General features: G+C 65.4%; 25 protein-coding genes and 1 tRNA gene. 9 read left to right on the forward strand and 17 right to left on the reverse strand.

Going from position 1 to position 22,824, the window contains the following annotated elements:
- Window positions 1-145 precede the first annotated feature (145 nt).
- A complete protein-coding gene (locus AYJ57_RS05450; protein WP_066102307.1) occupies window positions 146-490 on the forward strand; it encodes an antibiotic biosynthesis monooxygenase family protein in 345 nt (114 codons plus the stop codon).
- A 58-nt stretch (window positions 491-548) separates the two neighbouring features.
- On the opposite strand, the gene AYJ57_RS05455 is transcribed toward AYJ57_RS05450, so the two are convergent.
- From AYJ57_RS05455 to smpB, 3 genes are all read right to left on the reverse strand, one after another.
- Window positions 549-1,733, reverse strand: a complete 1,185-nt coding sequence (locus AYJ57_RS05455) for an amino acid aminotransferase (RefSeq protein WP_066102310.1) — start codon at window positions 1,731-1,733, stop codon at window positions 549-551.
- Window positions 1,733-2,590 (reverse strand): 3-mercaptopyruvate sulfurtransferase, encoded by an 858-nt coding sequence (gene sseA, locus AYJ57_RS05460; protein WP_066102313.1) that lies wholly within the window; start codon window positions 2,588-2,590, stop codon window positions 1,733-1,735. Before sseA ends, AYJ57_RS05455 begins: the two co-directional genes overlap by 1 nt.
- 104 nt (window positions 2,591-2,694) lie before the next feature.
- Window positions 2,695-3,168, reverse strand: coding sequence for an SsrA-binding protein SmpB (gene smpB / locus AYJ57_RS05465; protein WP_066102316.1), 474 nt, complete (start codon window positions 3,166-3,168; stop codon window positions 2,695-2,697).
- 379 nt (window positions 3,169-3,547) lie between these two features.
- Here smpB and puuE point away from each other — a divergent pair, with 379 nt between their 5' ends.
- The 4 genes from puuE to AYJ57_RS05485 all read left to right on the forward strand — a co-directional run bounded on the left by puuE (window position 3,548) and on the right by AYJ57_RS05485 (window position 7,748).
- On the forward strand, window positions 3,548-4,960 hold the full coding sequence (gene puuE, locus AYJ57_RS05470; protein WP_066106706.1) for an allantoinase PuuE: 1,413 nt from the start codon (window positions 3,548-3,550) through the stop codon (window positions 4,958-4,960).
- Between the two features lie 5 nt (window positions 4,961-4,965).
- Entirely contained in the window at window positions 4,966-5,808 is an 843-nt protein-coding gene (locus AYJ57_RS05475) for a bifunctional allantoicase/(S)-ureidoglycine aminohydrolase (RefSeq protein ID WP_066106709.1), read from the forward strand.
- Entirely contained in the window at window positions 5,805-6,302 is a 498-nt protein-coding gene (locus tag AYJ57_RS05480; protein WP_066102319.1) for an ureidoglycolate lyase, read from the forward strand. Before AYJ57_RS05475 ends, AYJ57_RS05480 begins: the two co-directional genes overlap by 4 nt.
- A gap of 78 nt (window positions 6,303-6,380) precedes the next feature.
- Window positions 6,381-7,748 carry a uracil-xanthine permease family protein gene (locus tag AYJ57_RS05485; protein ID WP_066102322.1) on the forward strand — a complete coding sequence of 456 codons (1,368 nt, stop codon included), beginning with the start codon at window positions 6,381-6,383 and terminating at the stop codon, window positions 7,746-7,748.
- 22 nt (window positions 7,749-7,770) lie between these two features.
- Here the strand turns inward: AYJ57_RS05485 and AYJ57_RS05490 are convergent, their stop codons facing one another.
- Complete coding sequence (locus tag AYJ57_RS05490; RefSeq protein WP_066102326.1) at window positions 7,771-8,355, reverse strand: hypothetical protein; 585 nt, start codon at window positions 8,353-8,355, stop codon at window positions 7,771-7,773.
- 173 nt (window positions 8,356-8,528) lie between these two features.
- Here AYJ57_RS05490 and AYJ57_RS05495 point away from each other — a divergent pair, with 173 nt between their 5' ends.
- The 3 genes from AYJ57_RS05495 (at window position 8,529) to AYJ57_RS05505 (ending at window position 10,288) form a co-directional block, all read left to right on the forward strand.
- Complete coding sequence (locus AYJ57_RS05495; RefSeq protein WP_066102329.1) at window positions 8,529-8,819, forward strand: hypothetical protein; 291 nt, start codon at window positions 8,529-8,531, stop codon at window positions 8,817-8,819.
- Window positions 8,820-8,901: 82 nt separating this feature from the next.
- Window positions 8,902-9,492: a hypothetical protein gene (locus AYJ57_RS05500; RefSeq protein WP_442974734.1), complete on the forward strand. Its 591-nt coding sequence runs from the start codon at window positions 8,902-8,904 to the stop codon at window positions 9,490-9,492.
- 286 nt (window positions 9,493-9,778) lie between these two features.
- Window positions 9,779-10,288 (forward strand): hypothetical protein, encoded by a 510-nt coding sequence (locus tag AYJ57_RS05505; protein ID WP_066102335.1) that lies wholly within the window; start codon window positions 9,779-9,781, stop codon window positions 10,286-10,288.
- A 33-nt stretch (window positions 10,289-10,321) separates the two neighbouring features.
- Here AYJ57_RS05505 and AYJ57_RS05510 read toward each other — a convergent pair whose 3' ends face one another.
- The 4 genes from AYJ57_RS05510 to AYJ57_RS05525 form a co-directional block, all read right to left on the reverse strand.
- Entirely contained in the window at window positions 10,322-11,521 is a 1,200-nt protein-coding gene (locus tag AYJ57_RS05510) for a lytic murein transglycosylase (RefSeq protein WP_442974735.1), read from the reverse strand.
- 152 nt (window positions 11,522-11,673) lie between these two features.
- Window positions 11,674-12,276 carry an SCO family protein gene (locus AYJ57_RS05515; protein WP_066102338.1) on the reverse strand — a complete coding sequence of 201 codons (603 nt, stop codon included), beginning with the start codon at window positions 12,274-12,276 and terminating at the stop codon, window positions 11,674-11,676.
- Window positions 12,277-12,286: 10 nt separating this feature from the next.
- Window positions 12,287-12,859: a copper chaperone PCu(A)C gene (locus AYJ57_RS05520; protein WP_083191157.1), complete on the reverse strand. Its 573-nt coding sequence runs from the start codon at window positions 12,857-12,859 to the stop codon at window positions 12,287-12,289.
- 116 nt (window positions 12,860-12,975) lie between these two features.
- Window positions 12,976-13,332 (reverse strand): DUF2946 family protein, encoded by a 357-nt coding sequence (locus tag AYJ57_RS05525; protein ID WP_066102341.1) that lies wholly within the window; start codon window positions 13,330-13,332, stop codon window positions 12,976-12,978.
- A gap of 246 nt (window positions 13,333-13,578) precedes the next feature.
- Between AYJ57_RS05525 and AYJ57_RS05530 the strand changes: the two genes are divergently transcribed.
- Window positions 13,579-14,415 (forward strand): DeoR/GlpR family DNA-binding transcription regulator, encoded by an 837-nt coding sequence (locus AYJ57_RS05530; RefSeq protein ID WP_066102344.1) that lies wholly within the window; start codon window positions 13,579-13,581, stop codon window positions 14,413-14,415.
- A 13-nt stretch (window positions 14,416-14,428) separates the two neighbouring features.
- Here AYJ57_RS05530 and AYJ57_RS05535 read toward each other — a convergent pair whose 3' ends face one another.
- The 9 genes from AYJ57_RS05535 to AYJ57_RS05575 form a co-directional block, all read right to left on the reverse strand.
- Entirely contained in the window at window positions 14,429-15,217 is a 789-nt protein-coding gene (locus AYJ57_RS05535; RefSeq protein WP_066102347.1) for an aldolase, read from the reverse strand.
- A 242-nt stretch (window positions 15,218-15,459) separates the two neighbouring features.
- A complete protein-coding gene (rutD, locus tag AYJ57_RS05540) occupies window positions 15,460-16,227 on the reverse strand; it encodes a pyrimidine utilization protein D (RefSeq protein WP_066102350.1) in 768 nt (255 codons plus the stop codon).
- Window positions 16,227-16,610 carry a pyrimidine utilization protein C gene (rutC, locus tag AYJ57_RS05545; protein ID WP_066102353.1) on the reverse strand — a complete coding sequence of 128 codons (384 nt, stop codon included), beginning with the start codon at window positions 16,608-16,610 and terminating at the stop codon, window positions 16,227-16,229. The genes rutD and rutC overlap by 1 nt, the downstream gene beginning before the upstream one ends.
- The gene (locus AYJ57_RS05550; protein ID WP_157373977.1) at window positions 16,603-17,298 is read right to left on the reverse strand and encodes an isochorismatase family protein; all 696 of its coding nucleotides are present in this window, start codon (window positions 17,296-17,298) and stop codon (window positions 16,603-16,605) included. Before AYJ57_RS05550 ends, rutC begins: the two co-directional genes overlap by 8 nt.
- An 8-nt stretch (window positions 17,299-17,306) precedes the next feature.
- The gene (rutA, locus tag AYJ57_RS05555) at window positions 17,307-18,392 is read right to left on the reverse strand and encodes a pyrimidine utilization protein A (protein WP_066102358.1); all 1,086 of its coding nucleotides are present in this window, start codon (window positions 18,390-18,392) and stop codon (window positions 17,307-17,309) included.
- Window positions 18,393-18,680: 288 nt separating this feature from the next.
- A tRNA-Cys gene (locus AYJ57_RS05560) sits at window positions 18,681-18,754 on the reverse strand.
- A gap of 86 nt (window positions 18,755-18,840) precedes the next feature.
- A complete protein-coding gene (locus tag AYJ57_RS05565; RefSeq protein WP_066102361.1) occupies window positions 18,841-19,743 on the reverse strand; it encodes a sulfotransferase in 903 nt (300 codons plus the stop codon).
- A gap of 1 nt (window position 19,744) precedes the next feature.
- Complete coding sequence (locus tag AYJ57_RS05570; protein WP_066102364.1) at window positions 19,745-20,986, reverse strand: glycosyltransferase family 4 protein; 1,242 nt, start codon at window positions 20,984-20,986, stop codon at window positions 19,745-19,747.
- Window positions 20,983-22,152 (reverse strand): glycosyltransferase family 4 protein, encoded by a 1,170-nt coding sequence (locus AYJ57_RS05575; RefSeq protein WP_066102366.1) that lies wholly within the window; start codon window positions 22,150-22,152, stop codon window positions 20,983-20,985. Before AYJ57_RS05575 ends, AYJ57_RS05570 begins: the two co-directional genes overlap by 4 nt.
- Between the last annotated feature and the right edge of the window lie 672 nt (window positions 22,153-22,824).

Raw genomic sequence — 22,824 nt, forward strand, 5'->3', positions numbered from 1 at the left:
TATTTGGAAAGAGAAGAAGCGGGAGACCGCCAAGGGCCCATCCCTTCTTCTCTTTAAAAATACGCATGGCGAAAGGCTGCCGCCCCGCGGCCGCTTGCCATTTCCCGGCGCCGCGGCGACACCTGCAGGCAAGGAGGACAGAACCATGATCGCCATCATCTTCGAGGTCATCCCCGCAGCGGGGCGCAAGGATGACTATCTCGACATCGCCGCCGCCATGCGCCCCATGGCCGAAGAGATCGAGGGGTTCATCTCGGTCGAGCGCTTTCAGAGCCTCACCAACCCCGGCAAGCTTCTGTCGATCAGCTTTTTCGAAGACGAAGCGGCGGTGGCGCGGTGGCGCAGCCTGGCCGAGCACCGCGGCGCGCAGAAGGCCGGGCGCGAGGGGATTTTCGCGGACTACCGGCTGCGGGTGTGCCATGTGCTGCGCGATTACGGCATGGAGGACCGGGCCGAGGCGCCGCAGGACAGTCTCGCCGTGCACGGCTGAGGCAGACATGAAAACGCGGGCCAAAAGGCCCGCGTCTCGCTTTTCAGAGTACCCGCGCTCAGACGCCAGATTTGATGATCGCCTCGGCGAGGATCGGCACGGTGGTCTCGTTCAGCCCGGCGATGTTCAGACGCGAGTCGCCCACCATGTAGACACCGTGGTCGCGGCGCATGGTCTCGACCTGCTCGGGCGTGGCACCGAGGCGCGAGAACATGCCGCGGTGCTGGGCGATAAAACCGAAGCGGTCGGAACCCGACAGGCGCTGCAGCTCCGACGCCAGTTGCTCGCGCAGGCGCAGCATCGACAGGCGCACCGCTTCGAGTTCCGCCGCCCAATCGGCGCGCAGCTCGGGATCGGCCAGAACCATCGACACCAGACGCGCGCCGTGATCCGGCGGGAAGGAATAGTTCTGACGGTTGAGGTAGTTCAGCGTGCTCTGGTTCAGCTTCTGCGCGCCAGCATCCTTGGCCACCGCCATCAGCAGGCCGGTGCGCTCGCGGTAGATGCCGAAGTTCTTCGAGCAGGAGGCGGCGATCAGGCACTCGGGCACCGAGGAGGCCACGAGACGCACGCCCGCCGCATCCTCTTCCAGCCCGTCGCCAAAGCCCTGATAGGCGATGTCGATCATCGGCGTGCCCTCTTTCTCGAGCAGCAGTTCGGTGACCGCCTTCCACTGCGCGAGGTTGAGGTTGGCGCCGGTGGGGTTGTGGCAGCAGCCGTGCAGCAGCACCACGTCCCCCGGCATCACCTGATGCAGGTCGGCGATCATGCCGACGAAATCGACGGCGCGGGTCTCATTGTCGAAATAGCGGTAGGGGACGATCTCGAGCCCCATGTGCTTGAGGATCGACAGGTGGTTCGGCCAGGTCGGGTCGGACACGAAGACGCGGGCCTTGGGGTTGGCCTGCTTGATCATGTCAAAGCCCTGACGCACCGCGCCGGTGCCGCCCGGCGTCGCTGCCGCGGCCACAGTCTCACGCGGGACGGCATCGCCCAGCACCAGCTCGATCATAGCGTTCGAGAAAGCCGGATCGCCCGCCAGACCGGTATAGGCCTTGGTGGTCTCACTCTCCCAGAGCTGCTTTTCCGCGGCCTTGATGGCATGCATGACGGGCGTGTTGCCGCTGGCGTCCTTGTAGACGCCGACCCCGAGGTCGATCTTCTGCTCCCGCGGGTCTTCGCGGTAGGCCTGCATCAGCATCAGGATCTTGTCGGCGGGTTGCTCTTTCAGAGTCTCGAACATCAGTCCTCTCCGGTGGCGACGGGCAGCGTGGGGAATTGCCCCCACTCGCTCCAGGACCCGTCATAAAGGGCATGGTCGGTCTTTCCCATGCGTGTCAGGGCAAGGCTCAGGATCGCCGCGGTGACGCCCGAGCCGCAGGTGGTGATCGCGGGTTTGCTCAGATCGACCCCGGCGGCCTCGAAGGCGGCGCGCAGCGCATCGGGCGCCTTCAGCGTCTGATCGCCATTGAGCAGCACCGAGAAAGGCACGTTCTTCGATCCGGGGATGTGCCCCGCGCGCAGACCCGGCCGCGGCTCGGGCACGGCGCCGCGAAAGCGCTCGGCGCCGCGGGCATCGATGATCTCGTGATCGCGCAGCTTGGCAGCGGCAGAGACCTGCGTGACATCCTTCACCAGATGATTCTGGCGGCGCACCATCATGTGGCGGTCGCGGATGATGGGCGGCAGGTCCTCGATCTCGCGGCCCTCGGCCTGCCATTTCGGCAGACCGCCGTCGAGCACCGCGATATCGTCATGGCCCATAAGCTTGAACAGCCACCACACGCGGGCGGCGGAAAACAGGCCAGCGCCATCGTAGACCACGATCTGATGGCCATCGCCGACGCCCAAGGCGCGCATCCGGGACATGAACTTGTCCACCGGCGGCACCATATGCGGCAGCTCCGAGCGCAGGTCGGAAATCTCGTCAATGTCGAAGAAGCGCGCGCCGGGAATATGCGCGGCCTCATATTCGGCTTTCGGATCGCGGCCCGAGCCCGGCAGGTACCAGCTCGCATCGAGCAGGCGCAGGTCCGGGTCCTTCAGGTGGCGCGCCAGCCAGTCGGTCGACACCAGCGTCTTGGGATCGTCACTTGCCATCACCTCTCCCCGGGGCAGTCAGCATCGTGTCGTCTCTAAGGTGCTCGCCGCGGACTGGCAACCCTGAGCCGCCCGGCCCCGCGAGTTGCTGGGCTTCCCGCGTCTCAGCCACGCTCCTTGAGCAAACGCTGTTTCTGGCGGTTCCAGTCGCGCTTGGCCTCGGTCTCGCGCTTGTCGTGGTTCTTCTTGCCCTTGGCGATGCCGATCTTCAGCTTCACCACGCCCTTGTGGTTGAAATACATGACCAGCGGCACGATCGTCATGCCCTTGCGCTGGGTCTCGTTCCACAGCCGGGCCAGCTCTTTCTTTGAGACCAGCAGCTTGCGGCGGCGGCGTTCCTCATGCGGGAACATGGCGCGGGTGTAGGGCGCGATATAAGAGTTCACCAGCCACAGCTCGCTCTCTTCCACCGCGGCGTAACTCTCGGCGATGTTGGAGCTGTTCTCGCGCAGGCTTTTGACCTCCGAGCCGGTGAGCACGATACCGCATTCGATGTCGTCCTCGATCGCGTAATCGAAGCGCGCGCGCCGGTTCTCGGCGATGATCTTGTAGTTCGGGTCGGACTTCTGCTTGGCCATGATGGGTGCACATAGGGTCTGAGGGGCGCTCTGTCCATATGGTGCCGCGCTAAAGGGCCTCTGGCAGGACAGTCTCGAAGTGCGGAAAAGAGGGGGGGCGCTGCGCCCGAGCCGCTGCGCGCCTCTCCCCCGGGATATTTTCGCCAAGAGGAAGACCGCGCCGCTTCCTCTTGGCAAAAATATCCCCGCCGGAGGCTCTGGCGGCACCGCAGGCGCGGGGTCGGGCGATGGCGCCGCGGAGGCCGCAAGAACTTGCTCCTTTTTTCAGCGGTGCTAACAGAAGAGGCAAGACGCGCGCGAAGAGCGGCCGCTTTGCGGTTCCGCCCCGCCCGGCGCGCCAGTATCGACAGGAGAAAGACCCATGCCAGAGGACCGGCAGATGCAGCGCTATCCCCGCAATATGATTGGCCACGGCCCCGACCGCCCCGACGCGAAATGGCCCGGCGGCGCGAAGATCGCAGTGCAATTCGTGCTCAACTACGAAGAGGGTGGCGAGAACAACATCCTGCATGGCGATGCCGCCTCGGAGGCCTTCCTGTCGGACATCGCCGGCGCGGCGCAATGGCAGGGCCAGCGGCACTGGAACATGGAGTCGATCTATGAGTACGGCGCCCGCGCCGGGTTCTGGCGGCTGCATCGCCTCTTCACCGGCTATGATATCCCGCTGACCATCTATGGTGTCGCCACGGCCCTCGCCCGCTCGCCCGAGCAGGTCGAGGCGATGAAGGACGCGGGCTGGGAGATTGCCTCGCATGGGCTGAAGTGGGTCGAGCACAAGGACATGCCCGAGGAGGAGGAACGCGCCGCCATCGCCGAGGCGATCCGCCTGCACAGCGAGGTCGTCGGCGAGGCGCCGCGCGGCTGGTACACCGGGCGCTGCAGCGCCAATACCGTGCGTCTGGTCGCCGAAACCGGCCAGTTCGACTATGTCTCCGACACCTATGACGACGACCTGCCCTACTGGCTCGAGGGGGACGGTCGCGACCAGCTGATCATCCCCTACACGCTCGAGGCCAACGACATGCGCTTCGCCACCTCGCCCGGCTGGATCGAGGGCGAGATGTTCTACACCTACCTCAAGGACGCGTTCGACACGCTGATCGTCGAGGGCGAAGCGGGCAAGCCTGCGATGATGTCGGTGGGGCTGCACTGCCGGCTCATTGGCCGCCCGGGCAAAATGGCCGGGCTCAAGCGGTTCCTCGACTACATTGGCGGTTTCGAAGGGGTCTGGACCCCGACCCGGCTGGAGATCGCCGAGCATTGGGCCAAGACCCACCCGCCGAAGAAGGGCCCGCGCCCGTCGACCATGGACCGCGAGACTTTTGTCGGCACCTTCGGCGGCATCGTCGAGCATTCGCCTTGGGTCGCCGAGCGCGCCTTTGATCTCGAGCTTGGCGCCGCACATGACCGTCCGGCGGGGCTGGCCAACGCCCTCGCCCGCGTGCTGCGCACCGCCAGCCACGAAGAACGGCTGGGCGTGCTGCAGGCCCACCCCGACCTCGCAGGCAAGCTCGCCGGGGCCAAGCGCCTGACCGAGGACAGCACCGCCGAACAGGCCAGCGCCGGGCTCGACGCGCTGACCGACGCCGAGCGGGCGCGGTTCACCGAGTTGAACACCGCCTATGTGGACAAGCACGGGTTTCCGTTCATCATCGCGGTGCGCGACCATGACAAGGCGGGCATCCTCGCCGCCTTCGAGCGGCGCATCGCCAATGACACCGAGACCGAGTTCGCCGAGGCCTGCCGGCAGGTCGAGCGCATTGCGCGCCTGCGGCTGGAGGCGGTGCTGTGAGCGTGATGTCCCCGTCCCGCACCTACGCCTTTCCGCCCGCCGGAATGCCCCCGCGCGAGGATGACCCGCATGGCGCGGCGGTCTTCACCACCGCCTATGCCTTCATCCCGGCGGGCACCATGCGCGACATCGTCACCTCGCTGCTGCCGGGCTGGCAGCAGGCCCGCGCGTGGATCATCGCAAAGCCGCTCTCGGGCTTTGCCGAGAGCTTTGCGCAATATGCGGTCGAACTGGCCCCGGGCGGCGGCAGCGACGCCCCCGAGCCCGACCCGCAGGCGCAAGCGGCGCTGCTGATCACCGAAGGCACGGCGCGGCTGACTGTTGCCGGAGAGACCTTTGATCTGCGCGCGGGCCATGTGGTCTACCTGCCGCCGAGCTCGGGCTGGACGCTGTGGAACGCTGGCGAGACGCCCTGCAAATTTCACTGGATCCGCAAGCGCTGGGAAGCGGCGCCCGGTGTGTCGGTGCCGCCGGTGATCGTCACCCATGACGACGAGGTGCCGGTCAACTGGATGAAGGGTTGCGAAGAGCTTTGGGGCACGCAGCGCTTTTTCGACCCCGAGGACATCCGCCACGACTTTCACGCCAATATCGTCACCTTCGGCAAGGGCGGGCGCATCCCCTTTGCCGAGACCCATGTGATGGAGCACGGGCTTTACGTGTTGGAGGGCCGCGCGCGTTACCTGCTCAATCAGGACTGGGTCGATGTCGGCCCGGGCGATTTCATGTGGCTGCGCGCCTTCTGCCCGCAGGCCTGCATCGTCGATGACAGCGCGCGCTTTCGCTACCTGCTCTACAAGGACGTCAACCGCCACGTCTCGCTGGCCCCGGTAGGAGCGGCACGATGAAAGGGATCGCCATCAAGCCGCTGACCGCCGAAGCCTTTGCTCCGTTTGGCGAAGTGCTGGAGATTAAGGGCGCGCCCGACAAGATCATCAATCAGGGTCTATGCGGGCGGCATCACGACCGCGCCGAGATGGACTTCGGTCCCGGCGGACGTGCGGGCATCAGCCTTTTCGACGCCGAGCCGCGCGCCCTTCCCTACACGCTGGCCCTGGTCGAGCGGCACCCCGAGGGCAGTCAGGCCTTCCTGCCCATGCATCAGAACGAATGGCTGGTGATCGTGGCCGAGCCCGGCGCGGACGGCAACGCGGCACCGGGGGCGATCCACGCCTTCCTCGCGGCGCCCGGACAGGGGATCAACTTCCACCGCGGCACATGGCACGGGGTGCTGACGCCGCTGCATGCGCCCGGGCTTTTCGCCGTGGTCGACCGGATCGGCGAGACGCCCAACCTTGAAGAACACTGGCTGGAGGAGCCGCTGCTTATCACCCGGGGCTGACGCGCCCCAACGCCCCGCGCAAACGCCCGGTAGAGGCGGCGGGTCATCTCATGACCTTGGAAAGAGGGAGACTATGGAATGACTGACGCAACCGCCGCCAAGGGCCACCCGATCGGCACGCCCGAACAGCTGAGCGACCCCAATTACATGCCGCCGCTCGGCAAGGCCGTGCCGCTGGGGCTGCAGCACGTGCTGGCGATGTTCGCCTCGAACGTCACCCCGGCGATCATCATCGCCGGGGCTGCGGGCTTCGGCTACGGCTCGAACAGCCCCGATTTTCCCAATATGATTTACATGATCCAGATGGTGATGCTGTTTGCCGGGATCGCCACGCTGTTCCAGTCCATCGGCTTCGGCCCGGTGGGCGCGCGGCTGCCGATCGTGCAGGGCACCTCTTTCGCCTTCCTGCCGGTGATGATCCCGGCGGTGGCCGGACAGGGCGTTGCGGGCATGGCCGGGCTGATGACCGGCATCGTGATCGGCGGGCTGTTCCACTTCTCGCTCGGCTTCATCGTCACCAAGATCCGCCACGCGCTGCCGCCGCTGGTCACCGGGCTTATCGTGCTGATGATCGGCCTCGCGCTGCTGAAGGTCGGCATCCAATATGCGGCGGGCGGTGTGCCGAAGCTGGGCACGCCGGAGTTCGGCAGCCTCGCCATGTGGCTCCCGGCGCTGGTGGTGATCATCGTGACGCTCTGCGTGAAGTTCTTCACCCAAGGGCTGCTGTCGCTCTCGGCGGTGCTTGTGGGGCTGGTCGCGGGCTATCTCGTCGCCTTCTTCATGGGGCAGGTCAGTTTTGCCAGCGTCGGCAATGCGCCGGTCTTCGAGCTGCCCATGCCGTTCCGCTGGGGCATCGAGTTCAATGCCGCGATCATCATCGGCATGTGCTTCATGGCGATCATCTCGGCGATTGAGACCGTGGGCGACGTCTCGGGCATCACCAAGGGCGGCGCCGGGCGCGAAGCGACCGACCGCGAGGTTGGCGGCGCGACCTTCGCCGACGGGCTGGGCTCGGCGGTGGCGGGTGTTTTCGGTGGGCTGCCCAACACGTCCTTCAGCCAGAACGTCGGGCTCATTTCGATGACCGGGGTGATGAGCCGCCATGTGGTGACCATCGGCGCGCTCTTCCTGATCGTCTGCGGGCTGGTGCCCAAGGTCGGCGCCGCGGTCTCGACCGTGCCGATCAACGTGCTGGGCGGAGCGGTGATCGTGATGTTCGGCATGGTCTGCGCGGCGGGGGTCAATATGCTGTCGGAGGTGGTCTGGAACCGCCGCAACATGGTGATCTTTGCGATCTCGCTGTCGGTCGGCTTTGGGCTGCAGCTCGAGCCTTCGGCGCTGCAGCACCTGCCCCAGACGGCGCAGGTGCTGCTGACATCCGGCCTTCTGCCGGCGGCGGGCCTGTCGATCGCGCTGAACCTGCTGCTGCCGCAGGACATGCACTAGGACCTCGGCCCAGGCGGTGCGCTCAGTCGCGCCGCCCCCCGTACTGCCCGTCGTGCCGCCAGTCCCGCTTCCAATCGCGGTTCCAATCGCGGTTGCGATCATGGTCGCGCACGGACCGAGCGCCAGCCACACGCCAGCCCGATGTCTCGAGGCATTGCACCGAGAAGGCGCGCTCGCGGTCATTGCCGACGCGCACATCGCTTTTGCAGCGATCCGGCAGCGCTTCGGTGCGCACCGCCGCGCTGCGCAGGCAAGAGCGCAGCATCACCTCGCCGCGCGCGCCACGAACCTCCCGCGCGCAGGTCCCGGGCAGCACGCCCCGAACCTGCGGCCCCGGCTGCTCGAACTGATAAGGGCGCGGCAGATAGGGGGTGGGATCCGCGGCGTGGATCTGGGCCCGCTCTTTGTCGCGCTTCTTGCGGTCTTTCTCTTTCTCGCGCGCGTCGGCCCGCGCCTCACTGACCGCCTTGCCGATCATGTAGACGACAGCGGCGGTGCCCAGCACTTTGGCCACGTCCTTTGCATCGGCGGCCCGGGCGGAGGCTGCGGAAAATCCGGTGACGACAAGCGAGCCGGCAAGAATGGCGGCGATGAACTTCCTGGACATGGGCTGTCTCCTTCGGGGATGAACCTGGGGGCTAGCACGGCAGGTGCCGCGATCGAGCCAACCCTCGGCCTCACCCGGCAAAACAGGCAATATCCCTCCGATGATATCGGATATCCGCCGCCTATCCGTCTGGGGCTATTGAATTGCCGCCGCGGCGCGCTCAGTCTTTGGGTATGAAAACGCCGCTCCTTGCCCTTGCTCTTCTCGCCTCGTTCGCCGCCTCGGCGGCGCAGGCCGACTGCTATGCCGAGTACAAGGCAAAACAGGACGACCCGCTGCGTCTGCAGTATGGGATCGCACTGCTCCCCACCCCCGAATGCCCGACGAAGAACACCGCCGCCGCGCAGCTTGAAATCCGGCTCGACCGGAACGGCTGGACGCTGCTGAGCATCGTCGGCCTGTCGGAACAGGAGCCCTCGGACAAGAAGAAGAAAAATGCCGGTGACTTCTACCTCCGCTACTGACGCGCGCCGCACCGGCGGGCGGATCGTCACCTTCGGCATCGTCGCCATCGTCGCATTGCTGGCTTTTGCGGGCGGCCTCTTGATGCTCACCCTGCCCGACGGCAACGCCTTCAATGCCCGCGTCGAGCGCATCTTTGTCGAGCAGGACCTGACCGCGCAGGCCGAGGTCAAGCTGCTGGAGATCCTTGCCCAGTCGGGGACCGCCTTTGCCGACACGCTGGCGAGCTATCGCATGGTGATCTTCGTGCTGCTGATTTTCGCCGCGGCGATGCTGGTGGCGGCCTTGGTGTTCCTTGTCATGCTGGCGGGAATGAACCGCCGCATGGCGCAGATCGAGCGCTCGGGCATTCAGGTCAGCTCGCTGATCATCAGCCGCGAAGAGAATATGGTCTATCTCAACACCATGGGCTTCAAGTTGACGGCGGCGATGATCGAGACGCTGTCGGTGCTGGCCGAAGCCCGGATGGACGACGAGATGCTGACCGGCGCGCAGATCGAAGCGGTGATCTCGGGGCGCGATGCGAGCGATTGCGAAGAGGCGGCGGGCGCCACCCGCATCAAGCGGCTGCGCGACGGGCTCGGCAACCAGATGGTGAGCGAGCTTTTGGTGCGCAACATCGCGCGCAAGGGCTATCATCTGGCCATCGACAAGGACGTGATCGAAGTCGTCTAGGCCAAGCTTCCTCCACCCATAGTCACCAAGGCAGGTCGGCGGAAAACCGACCACCGGCAGCCGTTTGACCGGCCAAAGCGCGGCGCAGCTAGATTGCACGTTTAGGTTGCGATACACTCCGTAGACCATCACCGATGGCTTACCCGCCTGCCCCCCGGACTTCCCGGCAGCGTTTTTCGGCAGCGCGGATCATTTGAGACCCCTGCGGGCCGGTTTTTGGAGCCCGCGCCACGCCCGACCACGGTCCGACCGTGGCGCACGACTTTGCAACTGAGCGGAGGCTCTCATGGCACTCAAGGAAAAATTCACCGAAACCGACTGGGCTGCGGTTCTCGAGGCACCGATGCTGGCGGGTCTCGCGATCACCGCCGCCGATCCCGGCGGTCTCATCGGCGCGGTACAGGAAAGCGCGGCCATGGCTGGCTCGCTGAAGGATGCCTCGACCGAGGATGGCACCGGCACGCTCGCCGCAGAGGTGGCCGAGGCTTACAAGACCTCGGAGGGCCGCTCGGCGGCGCTGGACGGGGTCAAGGCGCTGGTGAAGGGCAAGAAGCCGCCCGAGATCACCGATGCTGCCGTCGCGCGGCTGAGCGAGATCCTCGGGTTGATCAAGACGAGCGCCCCCGAAGAGGCCCCCGCCTTTGCCGAGTTCCTTGTCGAGACCGCCACCCGCACCGCCGAAGCGGCGAAGGAAGGCGGCTTTCTCGGCTTCGGCGGCGAGGCGGTGTCGGAGGCCGAGAAGAAGACCTTGGGCGACATCAAAGCCGCGCTTACCGGCGGCACCGCAACCGTCTGACGCCCGGGTCTGAGTTCGCATAGGCGGCGCGGATCACCCGCGCCGCAGCCGGGATAGCAGTGCCTGCGAGGGCTCGCCGGTCACCGGCAGCCCATTGCGCGCCTGATAGCCTTGGATCGCCGCCTCCGTCTTGCTTCCCAGCACCCCGTCGGGCGTACCCGCGTCGAAGCCCGCGCCGGTGAGGCGCCGCTGCAACTCACGGCGATCGTCGATGGTCAGCCCATAGCGGTCGGGCGGAAAGCCGCCGCGCAGCGGACCCGCGCCCAGCAGACGGTCCGACAGGTGGCCCACGCCGATCCCGTATTTCTGCGCGTTGTTGTAGCGCAGGATGACGTTGAAGTTCCGATAGACGAGGAACGCCGGACCAGCCGCGCCCTCGGGCAGCAAGAGCTTGCCCGAGCCAGACGGGATCGAGCCCCCGGACGCGGGACGCACGCCTGCCGAAGTCCAGCCCGCGCCGCTGCGCGTGCCGCCCGCCATCGAGGCGCCGCCCGCAGGCAGCACCACTTCCAGACCCCAGGGCTCGCCACGCCGCCAGCCGCTGCGCGACAGGTAGTTGGCGGTGGAGGCCAGCCCGTCCGTCGGATCGTCGGACCAGATGTCGCGCCGCCCATCGCCGCGGAAATCCACCGCGTAGCTCTGGTAGGTGGTGGGAATGAACTGCGTATGGCCCATGGCCCCCGCCCAACTGCCGGTCAGCTGCGAGGGGCTGGTGTCGCCGCGCTGCAGGATGCGCAGGGCAGCCAGCGTCTGCGCCTCGAAGAACGCGCCGCGCCGCCCCTCGTAGGCCAGCGTCGAACAGGCAGAGATCACCGGGATATTGCCGCGCCGGGTGCCATAGCTGCTTTCCATCCCCCAGACCGCGCAGACCACATGCGGCGGAACACCGTAGCGCGCCTCGATCTCGCGCAGCACGCCCATGTTGCGGCGCAGTTCAGCCCGGCCTTGCAAGACCTTCTGCTCGCTTGCGGTGATCGCGAGGTAATCCTCGAGCGTGCGGGTGAACTCTGTCTGGCTGCGGTCCCGCTCGATCACGCCGGGAAGAAAGCCCGCAGAGCGGAAGGCCGCATCGAACGTGCCGCCAGAGATGCCCTGCGATTGCGCGCGACCGCGGAAGGCGGCGACCCACGCATCCCAGCCGGGATTGGGCTGGGGCAGCAGCATCGGATCAAGCGGCGCATCGGCACTGGTGTAGCCGCCCCCGCCGCCGCCACAGCCGGCGAGCAGCGCCATCGCGCCGCCGGTGAAAAGAAAATTCCGTCTGGTACTGCCCAGTCTGGTACTGCCCATCTGCCCGCTCCGCCTCTTGTGTGCTTTACGTGAAGAGTGGCGCGCGCCACCCCATCCGGCAAGGGGCGGCGCAAGATTTCGGCAAGGCCCTGCCGTCAGCCTCCCGCGACCAGCGCCTGCAGCTTGCCGAGCGCCCGGTCGTAGTCCTCTTGATAGTTGATCAGCCCGGCGTAATCGCCGCGCGCATCGAACAGAAGCACCATGGCCGAATGATCCATCGTGTAACCGCCATCGTCGAGCGGCACGCGCCGGGCGTAGATGCGGAACGCCTTGAGCGCCTTGTCGATATCCGCGCGAGACCCCGAGACCCCGCGCACCTCGGGCACCCATGACACATAGTCGCGAAGCTGCTCGACCGTATCGCGCTCGGGATCGACAGTGACGAAGAAGACGCGCAGCGCAGCGGCGTCACTGCCCAGCCCCTCCTCCCATGTGGCGATGTCTCCCAAGGTCGTCGGGCAGACCTCGGGGCAATGGGTGAAGCCGAAGAACACCGCCGAGGGCGCGCCCTTCAGGCTGTCTTCGGTGAAAGCGCTGCCGTCGGTGGCTGTCAGTTGGTAGTCACCCCGCCCGAGCGACGCGGTGACGTCCTGCTCGAGCCGCGGCGCAAGCACACGGACCCACAGCAGCACGATGAGGGCCAGCAGCACCAGCCCCCAAAGCGCCAGACGGATCGCGGAAATCCCTGATTTTGTCATGCCGCAGCCCTCACCCGCCGTGCTTCATCTGGCCTTGGCCGTGAGCACTGCCGTGGCCCATACCGCCCTTGGCGTTGGGCGCGCCGATCGCCAGCGGAACCTCGATGCTGCCCGCCTTTTCGAACGTCAGCGTCACCGCCACGGTCTCGCCCTCGACCAGCGGCTGCTTCAGTCCCATGAGCATCAGGTGATAGCCGCCGGGCTTGAGCTGCACCGTCTCACCTGCGGCGATGGGCAGACCATCCGCCAGTTCGCGCATCTTCATCACCTGCCCGTCCATCGCCATCTCGTGGATTTCCATATGATCCGCCATTTCGGGCGCGACGCTCGCGGCGATCAGCCGGTCATCCTCGGTGCCGGTGTTGGTGACGGTGAAAAACCCTCCACCAACTGGCTGGTTGGGCAGAGAGGCGCGCGAGAACGGGTTCTCGATCACCAGCGCGCCAAGCTCGAAACGCGCCTCCGCAGGGACGGTGGCGGACATCTCGCCCTGTTTCATCTGGTGGGTCATCTGGCCTTCGGCATGGGCGGCACCGGTTGCGAGAACGGCAAGGCCAAGGGCGGCAATCAGAGTGGTCTTCATCTTCGGTCTCCTTGCGCGCGCGGACGCACCGCTGCCTGCGCATGATCAGGGGCGAGGGCATCCCTCGCAAAATCGGGGAAATCTGGCTCAGCGCGCCCCGAACAGGCAGCGCGCGATCAGACGAGGACCGGGGGTGCTCGGGGTGAGCGATGCGGATCGCCGCGCTGCGGGCGTGTCGCCAGATCGCGCAGGACACGCGCGTTGATGGCGCGGGCGATCCGCTGCGCCGGGCGATCCGACGCGATGCGCGGTGCCTCGGGCAGCAGATGGCAGACCGGACAATGATGCGCGTGGTGATGCGTCCCTTCGCCGTCGCAGATCTCGTCCAGCGTCCCGCCCATGGCGAGATAGCTCTCAAGCGAGGCTTCCTGCACAACCTCGGGCGCCATGCGGGCCGCGAAGACGACGCTCGCCAAGGCCACCGTCAACACGGTGGCGAACAGCATGAGGCGATGGGCGAGCGCGCGGGTCATGGCGACATGTAACGGGGTTTCTTCGCGCTTGGAAAGGGACGTGGCGTCGCATATGCAGGCAACCACAAGCGCAATGGCCCTGACCCTGCGATAACCCCGATTAACCTTACGTTATCTTTTGTCCGACTATCTGGCTTCGTGTAAGCTTTGTTTTAACGGTGCTGCCGCGTGCCTGCAGCGCCCGCCATCAGGAGCGCGCCCTGCCGCGGCTGCAACCCGCCCGGCCTTGAAGGCGTTGACCCGACCATGACCACCGAAACGCCCGCCCGCCGGACCAAACACCCGGCCGAAAAACCCTCGCCCCGGACGTTGGGCCGGATGATGGGCGTGGTGCGCAAGGACCGCATCGCGCAGGTGATCCGCGAAAAGGGCTTCATGTCCTCTGCCGATCTCGCCGAGATGTTCGGCGTCTCCGAGATGACCGTGCGCCGCGACCTCAGCGATCTGGAAGAACGCGGCGATCTGCGCCGCACCCACGGCGGCGCCATCCTCAGCGAAACCTGCCCGCCAGAGCCCGCGCCCGCGCCCTTCTTCAGCGATCGGCAGCGCGAGAATGCCGAGGCCAAGGCGCGCATCGCCCGCAAGGCCCTGTCACTGGCCCGCCCGCAGGAGATGGTGGCCCTCGATATCGGCACGACGGTGCTGGAACTGGCGCGTCTGATGGTTGGCGATCCGGCGCGGCGCATCTTCAGCAACAACCTGCGCGTCGCGGCGCTGGAGACGCGCGCCGAGGTTTACATGCTGGGCGGCAAGATGCGGCCCGCCGCCATGTCACTGGTCGGCCCGGTGACCATGGAGCAGGCGGGCAAACTGTGGTTCGACGTGGCGTTTCTGGGCGTGTCCTCGATCACCGAGGGCGGCATCTTCGACTTCTGCATCGAGGATGCCGAGATCAAGCGGGTCTATGCCGCGCGCGCCTCGCGCTGCGTGGTGCTGGCCGATCAGAGCAAGTTCGACGTCAACGCGCTGGTGCAGGTGGCCGGGCTCGAACGGATCCACACGCTGGTCACCGATGCGGCCCCGACCGGCGCGCTCGCCGAGGCGCTGCAGGCCGCCGGCGTCGAGGTGATCGTCGCCGGCTGAGCGCTTCGGGATGTCAGTCGCGGAAGCCCGGCGAGGTGACGTCAAGCTGGCGTTTGATGCTCTCAAGATGCATCCGCGCGCTTTCGGGATCGCCCTCGCGCATCAGCTTCGCGGTTTTCTCCGCAAGTTCTTCTGAGACCGGGATCAACGGGCGGCCCGAGCTCATCGCCTTCAGCTGCACCTCGGCGGCGCGTTCGAGGTAGTAAAGATCGTCCCACGCTTCGGCGATATTGGGCGCGCAGACCATGACGCCATGGTTGCGCATGAAGATCACGTCGGCCTCGCCCATGGCCGCGGCGATGCGGTCGCCCTCGTCATTGTCGAGCGCGAGCCCGTTGTAATCCTCATCCACCACGGTGCGGCCATAGAATTTCAGCGCGGTCTGACCTGCCCAGACCAGCGGCTCGCCCTCGATCATCGTCAGGGCGGTGGCATTGGGCATATGGGTGTGAAAGGCGGCACCGACGCGCGGGTGCTGCTTGTGCAGCCGGGCGTGAATGTAAAAGGCCGTCGCCTCAGGCTCCCCCTCCCCCTGCAGCACATGCCCGTCGAAGTCGCAGATCAGCAGGCTCGAGGCCTTGGCTTCGGCAAAGGCATCACCGAGCCGGTTGACCAGAAAGAGGTCGGGATGGCCCGGAACCACAGCCGAGAAGTGATTGCAGATACCTTCTTCGAGCCCGTAATGCGCCGCCATACGCAGCGTAGCGGCCAGATCGACGCGGGCCTGCTGGATCTCATCGGTGTCGAGATTCACGTTGCGCAGCGGCGCCGGGGCAGAAGGTTTCAGCATCTCATGGGCCATGGGGGCAGTCCTTTCCTTAAAGTCAGGCGGAAGGTGAGCGGCGCCTTCCGGTTTGTCCAGCGAGGGTAGACCTGTTCCGCCCGGATCGGGGGGATGGAATGCCCGAACGCGCTAAATTTTCGGCATTCAGTCATACTGCTTGCAGCCAAGGCCAAGGCGGGCGCAGACATGAAAGACGCCAGCCCGACCAGGCGGGCTGGCGTGATCGATGCAGAGCCATTGCGCGGCAATGACGGTTCAGATCACTCCGCCGTCAGGAAGGGCAGCACCTCAGCCTCGAACGCATCGCGCTTGGTCAGGTTCATGGCGTGGCCGCCTTGCGTGAAGATCACCAGCTTGGACCCCGGCAGGCGCTCGGCGAGCCGTTCAGACTGCGCCACATCCACCAGCGCATCATCCTTGCTGGCGACCAGCAGAATGCCCTTGCCGTCGAGCTGTTCGGGCAGGCGGAAATCGCGCAGCGCGCCGATGCGGTGGGTGATATTGGCGGCGCCTTGGAAATGCGCCACGGCATGGGCCTCTTCGGCGGCGATCTTTTCGGGATGTGCGGCGATCCAGAACGGCGGGTAGAGGAAATTCATCTGCAATGCGGCAAAAGCCTCGAGCCCCTGCCCCGCCAGCGTCGCCAGCCGGATGTCGAAGCAGCGCGCGGTATGGGCGTCGATCTCGGGCCAAGCGTTGATCGCCACCACCCGCTCGACGCGGCGTTGCGCGCGCGCGGCCAGATCGAAGCCGACCAGCCCGCCAAGCGCGTGCCCCATGAGATCGAAGCGATCGACCCCGGCCGCGTCGCAGACCTCGAGCACGTCGTCGGCCATATCCGCGATGGTGGTCGGACCAAGATCGCAGGCATTCGCGCCGGTGCCGCGCTGATCGTAGAGAATGAGATCGAACTGCGGCTTCAGCGCGTCCAGATGCGGCGTCCAATAGCCCTGCGCCCCGCCGAGCCCCGAACACAGAACAAGCGTGCGGGCGCCCTCGCGCCCGCACCGAAGATGGGTGAATTCCATTACTTGATGACCGCGACCGTGGCGATCTCGACCAGCGCGTCGGGCTTCACAAGGCCGCACTGGATGCAGTAGCGCGCCGGCTTGTCGCCCGGGAAATAGGTGGCATAGACCTCGTTCACCGCCGCGTAGTTGGCCCAGTCGGTGACGAAGATATGGTTCATCACCACGTCGTCCATCGTGCCACCCGCCTTTTCGACGACGGACTTGATGGTCTCGAGCACATGCTTGGTCTGCGCCGCCGCGTCGCCCACGTGCACGACGTTGTTCTCCTTGTCGAAGGGCAATGTGCCCGACACATAGACCACCCCGTCGGCCAGCACGCCCGGCAGATAGGGTGCGAGCGGCTTGCCGGTGCCTTCGGGGATCACGGGAGTCTTAGGCATTCGAGAGTTCCTTTTCTTCCTTGGAGATAAGCGCGGCGCAGAAGTCGTCGGTCTTGGCGACCCAGCCGAAGAAGGTGGCGACGTTGTAGACCGAGGCCTTCTGGATGAAGTCCGGGCCGAGGTGGTTGGTCGCATCCTCGAGCATCAGGCAGTGGTACTCGAGATGGAACGCATCGCGCAGCGAGCTTTCCACGCAGACGTTGGTGGCGATGCCGGTGAAGACCAGCGTCTTGATTCCGCGCGAGCGCAGCGCGCTGTCGAGGTAGGAGTTGAAAAAGCCCGAGTAGCGCGGCTTGGGGATCAGCAGATCGCCCTCCTGCGGATCAAGCTCGTCGATGATGTCATAATCCCAGCCGCCCTTGGCCAGAAGCTGACCCCAAAGCTCGGGGCGCTTCTTCATCGTCTTGATGGCGTTGGATTTCTTGACGTTCGGCGAATCCGGGCCACCGGCCTCGACATAGGCCGGATCCCAGCCGTTCTGCAGGAAGGTGACCAGCACGCCCGCGTCGCGGCAGGCCTTGGTGACCTTGCAGATGTTCTCGATGCACGAGCGCGCGCCCGAGACGTCGAAACCGGCGAGGTCGACGTAGCCGCCCTTGGTGGCATAGGCGTTCTGCATGTCCACCACGATCAGCGCGGTGGTCTCGGGATCGAAGGGGAAATTTTCGGGTTGGGCTGTAACGTCCATTTTCTGCCTCATGCGGGTTCGGAGACCTGAACCGACTTGCGGCAGGCCATGAGCGGCTGAATCTTGGAGCCGAAATCTTCGACGCCCTGCACGAAATCGTCGAATGTCAGCAGAACGCCGCCGGTGCCGGGCACTTCTGCCACTTCGTCGAGCATCTTGGCGACGGTTTCATAGGACCCCACCAGCGTGCCCATGTTGATGTTCACCGCCGAGACGGGGTCGGACATCTGCCGCACATTGGTGTCGGCGCCCGATTTCGTGTCGGCCGCGCTCTGCAGGCCAAGCCACGCCAGCGCCTCTTCGTCGGCCCCTTCCTTGTAGAGCTCCCACTTGGCGCGGGCCTTCTCGTCGGTCTCGTCGGCGATGATCATGAAGAGCGCATAGGTCGACACGTCGCGCCCGGTCTTGGCGATGGCTTCCTTCAGTCGCTCGGCATTGGGCGCGAAGGCCTGCGGCGTGTTCACCCCCTTGCCAAAGCAGAAGTTGTAGTCGGCGTATTGCGCCGAGAAGGCCATGCCCGCGTCGGACGAGCCGGCGCAGATCACCTTCATGTCGGCCTGCGGCTGCGGGCTGAGGCGGCAGTCGTCCATCTGGAAGAACTCCCCCTTGAGATCGCTCTTGCCGGTCTCCCACAGATCGCGCAGCACCTGCGCATACTCGCCAAGATACTTATAGCGGGTGCCGAAAAACTCGTCGCCCGGCCACATGCCCATCTGGCTGTACTCGGGCTTTTGCCAGCCGGTCACCAGGTTCACCCCGAAGCGCCCGCCCGAGATCGAGTCGATGGTCGAGGCCATGCGCGCAACGATCGCCGGCGGCATCACCAGCGAGGCGGCGGTGGCATAGAGCTTGATCTTGCTGGTGCAGGCCGCGAGCCCGGCCATCAGCGTGAAGCTCTCAAGGTTGTGGTCCCAGAACTCAGTCTTGCCGCCAAAGCCGCGCAGTTTGATCATGGTGAGCACGAAATCGAGCCCGTATTTCTCGGCGCTCAGCGTGATCTCCTTGTTGAGCTCGAAGCTCGGCTTGTACTGCGGCGCGGTCTCGGAGATGAGCCAGCCGTTGTTGCCGATGGGAAGAAATACCCCGATTTCCATGCGTGCCTCCATGTGCGGACAGATGTGGGCCGGCTTGCGCGCCGGGCTGTCACCATGAAGATTTTTTTGACCAAACGGTAAAATAAAAATCCACGCATTTCCGTCCCGCATGCATGAATGCGCTCAAGATACAGGCAGTTTCGGCGTCAGGCGCCAAAAGCTGATCATAATATGTATCGCGGAAGCGGGTTTCCTTGCGCGCCCAACGCTCAGGGTTCGCGGGGCACAAGCCACACGAAGACCTCCGCGAGAGCGAAGCTTTGTGGTGTCGAAATGTGTGAGGGTATTTGGAGGCGAGTACCGGAATCGAACCGGTGTACACGGATTTGCAATCCGCTGCGTCACCACTCCGCCAACTCGCCGGGGGTGTGGCACTCCATAAGTTTCTTACGGAGTGCCGTCAAGCAGGTTTCCGAAGCGATGCGCGGCTTTGCTCCGGCACTTCGCGTCAGCCCAAAGCGGCGGGAGCCAGATAGCCGAACCGCTCCATCACCGCAGCGCAGTTCTTCTGCACCAGCCCCGCCACCTCGGGGGCCAGTTCGGCGCGGGCAGCGTCGTTGATATCGGCCCGCATGTGGCGATTGACGTGGTCGAACGTATAGAAAGTGTCGACCTTGCGGGTGCCGATCACCCGGCCAGCCGCATCGGTGATCCGCTCCTTGCTTTGCAGGCAGAGGCCCTGCGTCGCATTCGGAGCGAGACCGCAGAGGTCGAAGACCTCGTCGACACATTGGCGGAAATCACCAACCATATCTTCCAGCCGCACCACCTTAAGCGGCAGCCCGCGCTGTTCGAGCCGCAGCAGGGTCTCGCCGAAATAGCGGTAGAGTTCGAGGATCTTGGTGGGGTTGCCGCCACGGGCCATCATACTCTCGCAGATGCCATAGGGATCGCGCACGAGGCCAATGAAGCGGGCGCCGGGGTAGATGCGGTCCAGATCAGTGGCGAGGCCGATGTTGTAGTTCATCACCTTCAGCACCATGCGAGCACGCCCCGAGGGGACAGCCGGACCAAGCCCCTGCGCGGCCAGCGCGCGCTTGAAGCGCCGCACTTCGGGCAGGTTCCGTTCCGTGGCACGGGCCAGCTCGCGGGCGATCCACGCCCGATCGCGCGGACGCAATGGTCCCGGTGCCCGGCGCGGGTTCATGATGTCGCCGCTGCGCAGAGCAGTGGGCAAATAGCCCGCGAGGGTCTTTGCCGTGGCGCCGCGCAGCGCCGGTTTGGGGCGCAGCACCTCGTGCATCTCGCCGTCGGGCCAGATGGTATCGGGATGCGAGCGCAGCGCGTTGAGCAATTGGTTGGTCCCCCCGCGCTGAAGGCCGAGGATGAAGATGGGTGCACTGTCGGTCATCTCATGCCTCCCCTGCCCCGCTCGCGCGGGCACCAGCACCCAGCTCGACGTATTGACCCAGCAGCGCGCGCGCGGTCTGACGAATGTCGTAGTCGCGGGCAACGGTGCGCAGGGCATTCACACCGAGGCGACCGCGCATGTCTGGGTCCGCCGCCAGCGCTTCGAGCGCAGCGCCAAGCGCATCGCGGTCGTCGACGTCAAAGAGCATGCCATTTTCCCCATCCAGGACGAAATCCATCGCGCCGCCGGTGCGCGCGGTGACGCAGGCAAGCCCAGAAGCACAGGCCTCCAGCAGCGCATTCGACAGTCCCTCGCGCGCCGAGGGCAGCACAAAGACATCCACCGCGCGCAGCAGATTCGGCATGTCGGCCACATGACCCAGCATCCGCACTCCGGGCTGCTGCATCAGTGCCTCGGGGATCTCGTCCGCATTGCCGAAGGTGGCCTGATAGCCGCCGCCCGAGACGCGGTTCGCCCCGGCGATCGCCAGCGTCGCCTGCGGAATGCGTTCGCGGATGTCGGACCACGCCTCGAGCAGCAGCGGCAGGCGCTTCTGCGCCGCGAGCCGCCCGGCAAAGAGGAACAGCGGCCCGGACGGCAGACCAAAGCGCAAGCGCAGCGTGTCCTTCTCGACCTGCGTGCGAGCCGGGCGGAACCGCTCGCCGTCGACGCCATTGGGGATGAAGCGCAGCTTGCTTTCCGGAATGCCAAGCTTGGACAGTTCGGCCTCTATCTCGTGGCTCACCATTGGAAAGCGATCCACCGCACGCCCCAAATACGCGAGGCGGCGTCGCCCGAAAGGCTTTCGTGCAATCTTGGTGGCCTCGCCGCCGCACATTGGCTTCGACAAAAGCGGCGCGCCGGTGAGACGCTTGCCGAGCGCCCCCGCCAGCGAGGGCGTGAACATCGAATGGCAATGGATGACGTCCGGGTTCAACTTACGCACCATGCGCGCCGCCCCCAGAACGAACCCCACACCTGTGACCGGCTTGCGCATCGCGATGCGGCGCACTTCGACACCGTCGATGGTTTCGCTTGCTGCAAGGCCGGGATAGCGGCGCGTCAGGATATAGACCTTGTGACCCTGCGCGGTCATCAGACCCGCAAGCTGAGCCACCTGTTTTTCCGCCCCACCCACGATCGGATGGTAGGACGAGATGATCATGCAGATCCGCAGCGATTGGCCCGCAGCGGGCTCGGCAACGCCGGGTTTTTGCGGCAGCGAGGAAGATGAGCCGATCATTGTCCGCCCTCCGACGCCGTCTTCCCCTGCTCCACGACGGGAAGCGTGGCCGTGCCTGCGGTCAGGCTCGACAGCAGGTCCACCCATTTCGCCACCATGGTTTCCTTGTCGAACAGGGTCACCGCGCGGTGCCTGCCAGCCTCGGCGTATTGCTCGCGCAGGTCGGGGTCTTGCAGAACGCCCTCCAAAGCCTGCCCGAGCGCGCCCGTGTCGCCAGCGCTCACCAGCCGACCGCTGATCCCATCCTCAAGCGCATCCGAACAGCCATCGACATCCGTCGAGATACAGCAGCACCCGCTGGCCATGGCTTCGAGCAGAGTGATCGGAAGACCCTCCCAATGCGAGCTGAGCACATAGACGTCGAAGGTCTGCAGGGCGCGCACCGGATCGGACTGCCATCCCAGCATTTTGACGCGCTCTGACAGGCCTGCGGCGGACAGCGCCTGCGCAACCTCGCGCTCCATGCGGCCCTCACCGGCCATAACGAATTGAACATGCGGGTGGCGCGCCACGACGTCGCGCAATGACTGCACATAGTCGAGCGGGGCCTTCTGCGGCTCCATCCGCCCCATCCAGCCGACCACGGGCCGATCCGGATCGAGCCCCAGCGCGGCGCGTGCCGCTGCCCGATCTGTGGCGGGTTTGAAGCGCGCCACATCGACGCCGGTCCGGATCACGCTGATCCGGTCCGCCGACATCAGCTTGGCGGTCAATGTTTGCTGCCGGGCATATTCGGTGAGCGTCACGATGTGTCCGCCGAACCCTCGCGCGGCAAAGTCGAGCGCCCAGTAAAGCGGAGCCTTGGCCCCCTGCACCCGGCGCTGGAACGGCATCGAGGCCTGACGATAGACCACCGGCCGCCCGGTCAGCCGCCCCGCAGCGCGGCCGATAAAGCCGGATTTGCTGCCATGACAGACGATCACATCCGCCGCGTGCTCGCGGCTTGCCGAGACGACGCGGCGCAACACGCGTGCGTCTCCGCGCGGATCTATACTGTAGCGGGCCATCTCGACCGGCTCTGCGCCCAGCCCCCGCTTGGCCAAATCAGCCGCATAGGCTTCGGCGTTTTCAGACAGGCAAAGCGTATGAGACCGCACCCCGATCCGTCGGAGTTCGGTCAGTAGAAGCTTGTTGTAGAGGGCAATGCCACCTGTCGACTTCGTCAAGGCGAGTAGACTGATCTGTCGCATGGGAATCCACGAATAAGAAACAAAAAGACTTTAGTGTTCAAAAATCCGCGCCACGGGTGGGCTCCGGCGGAGGTGTTGATTCGGCCTCAAATGACCGTCACCACCGCGTCTGCACGCGACGCTTGTGACGATTATGCCGCAGCGCAACGGCACCGAACAGGGCTAACTGGGGGCGCGCCTAAATTTTAGGCAAGTAGCTCCCGGCATTTTTCCGCGTCTTCCGGCCTCTGATCAATTTGGGTCCATTACGTGAGGTTAACTTAACGTTAACGTACAAAACACATTCAAACTCAACTGTCTCTGTACCGACACACTGCGAATGGTCGCCGCAATTGGACAGAATTCCGCCATTTTTAGCCCCTGATCGATCGCTTTGATCGGCCTGAAATCCCGATCTGAGCGGGAAACCCCGCTCCGGGGGTCGGCGGAAATTCACTCAGTAACCACGGGGAAACTTTCAAGAGCGATGCGTCTTGGGGCGTCTGGAGCTATCCAATTAGCACCGCAAGAAGACACTCACACACAACATAAGACAGAAAGTCGGGACACAGGTACACATGGTAGTAGAAAATTCGGAACTCCTTGCGTTTGAGGGGGCGCAAGGGTTTGGAGCAAGTGCGACCGGGGGACGTGGTGGTGAAGTTGTTA

The organism is Salipiger sp. CCB-MM3 (assembly GCF_001687105.1).
In the GTDB taxonomy this organism is placed as follows: domain Bacteria; phylum Pseudomonadota; class Alphaproteobacteria; order Rhodobacterales; family Rhodobacteraceae; genus Salipiger.

Bases quoted from the DNA above. Each gene is read 5' to 3' on its own strand.
- AYJ57_RS05450 (WP_066102307.1), top strand. From the start codon at position 146: ATGATCGCCATCATCTTCGAGGTCATCCCCGCAGCGGGGCGCAAGGAT.
- AYJ57_RS05455 (WP_066102310.1), bottom strand. From the start codon at position 1,733: ATGTTCGAGACTCTGAAAGAGCAACCCGCCGACAAGATCCTGATGCTG.
- sseA (WP_066102313.1), bottom strand. From the start codon at position 2,590: ATGGCAAGTGACGATCCCAAGACGCTGGTGTCGACCGACTGGCTGGCG.
- smpB (WP_066102316.1), bottom strand. From the start codon at position 3,168: ATGGCCAAGCAGAAGTCCGACCCGAACTACAAGATCATCGCCGAGAAC.
- puuE (WP_066106706.1), top strand. From the start codon at position 3,548: ATGCAGCGCTATCCCCGCAATATGATTGGCCACGGCCCCGACCGCCCC.
- AYJ57_RS05475 (WP_066106709.1), top strand. From the start codon at position 4,966: ATGTCCCCGTCCCGCACCTACGCCTTTCCGCCCGCCGGAATGCCCCCG.
- AYJ57_RS05480 (WP_066102319.1), top strand. From the start codon at position 5,805: ATGAAAGGGATCGCCATCAAGCCGCTGACCGCCGAAGCCTTTGCTCCG.
- AYJ57_RS05485 (WP_066102322.1), top strand. From the start codon at position 6,381: ATGACTGACGCAACCGCCGCCAAGGGCCACCCGATCGGCACGCCCGAA.
- AYJ57_RS05490 (WP_066102326.1), bottom strand. From the start codon at position 8,355: ATGTCCAGGAAGTTCATCGCCGCCATTCTTGCCGGCTCGCTTGTCGTC.
- AYJ57_RS05495 (WP_066102329.1), top strand. From the start codon at position 8,529: ATGAAAACGCCGCTCCTTGCCCTTGCTCTTCTCGCCTCGTTCGCCGCC.
- AYJ57_RS05500 (WP_442974734.1), top strand. From the start codon at position 8,902: ATGCTCACCCTGCCCGACGGCAACGCCTTCAATGCCCGCGTCGAGCGC.
- AYJ57_RS05505 (WP_066102335.1), top strand. From the start codon at position 9,779: ATGGCACTCAAGGAAAAATTCACCGAAACCGACTGGGCTGCGGTTCTC.
- AYJ57_RS05510 (WP_442974735.1), bottom strand. From the start codon at position 11,521: ATGGCGCTGCTCGCCGGCTGTGGCGGCGGCGGGGGCGGCTACACCAGT.
- AYJ57_RS05515 (WP_066102338.1), bottom strand. From the start codon at position 12,276: ATGACAAAATCAGGGATTTCCGCGATCCGTCTGGCGCTTTGGGGGCTG.
- AYJ57_RS05520 (WP_083191157.1), bottom strand. From the start codon at position 12,859: ATGAAGACCACTCTGATTGCCGCCCTTGGCCTTGCCGTTCTCGCAACC.
- AYJ57_RS05525 (WP_066102341.1), bottom strand. From the start codon at position 13,332: ATGACCCGCGCGCTCGCCCATCGCCTCATGCTGTTCGCCACCGTGTTG.
- AYJ57_RS05530 (WP_066102344.1), top strand. From the start codon at position 13,579: ATGACCACCGAAACGCCCGCCCGCCGGACCAAACACCCGGCCGAAAAA.
- AYJ57_RS05535 (WP_066102347.1), bottom strand. From the start codon at position 15,217: ATGGCCCATGAGATGCTGAAACCTTCTGCCCCGGCGCCGCTGCGCAAC.
- rutD (WP_066102350.1), bottom strand. From the start codon at position 16,227: ATGGAATTCACCCATCTTCGGTGCGGGCGCGAGGGCGCCCGCACGCTT.
- rutC (WP_066102353.1), bottom strand. From the start codon at position 16,610: ATGCCTAAGACTCCCGTGATCCCCGAAGGCACCGGCAAGCCGCTCGCA.
- AYJ57_RS05550 (WP_157373977.1), bottom strand. From the start codon at position 17,298: ATGGACGTTACAGCCCAACCCGAAAATTTCCCCTTCGATCCCGAGACC.
- rutA (WP_066102358.1), bottom strand. From the start codon at position 18,392: ATGGAAATCGGGGTATTTCTTCCCATCGGCAACAACGGCTGGCTCATC.
- AYJ57_RS05565 (WP_066102361.1), bottom strand. From the start codon at position 19,743: ATGACCGACAGTGCACCCATCTTCATCCTCGGCCTTCAGCGCGGGGGG.
- AYJ57_RS05570 (WP_066102364.1), bottom strand. From the start codon at position 20,986: ATGATCGGCTCATCTTCCTCGCTGCCGCAAAAACCCGGCGTTGCCGAG.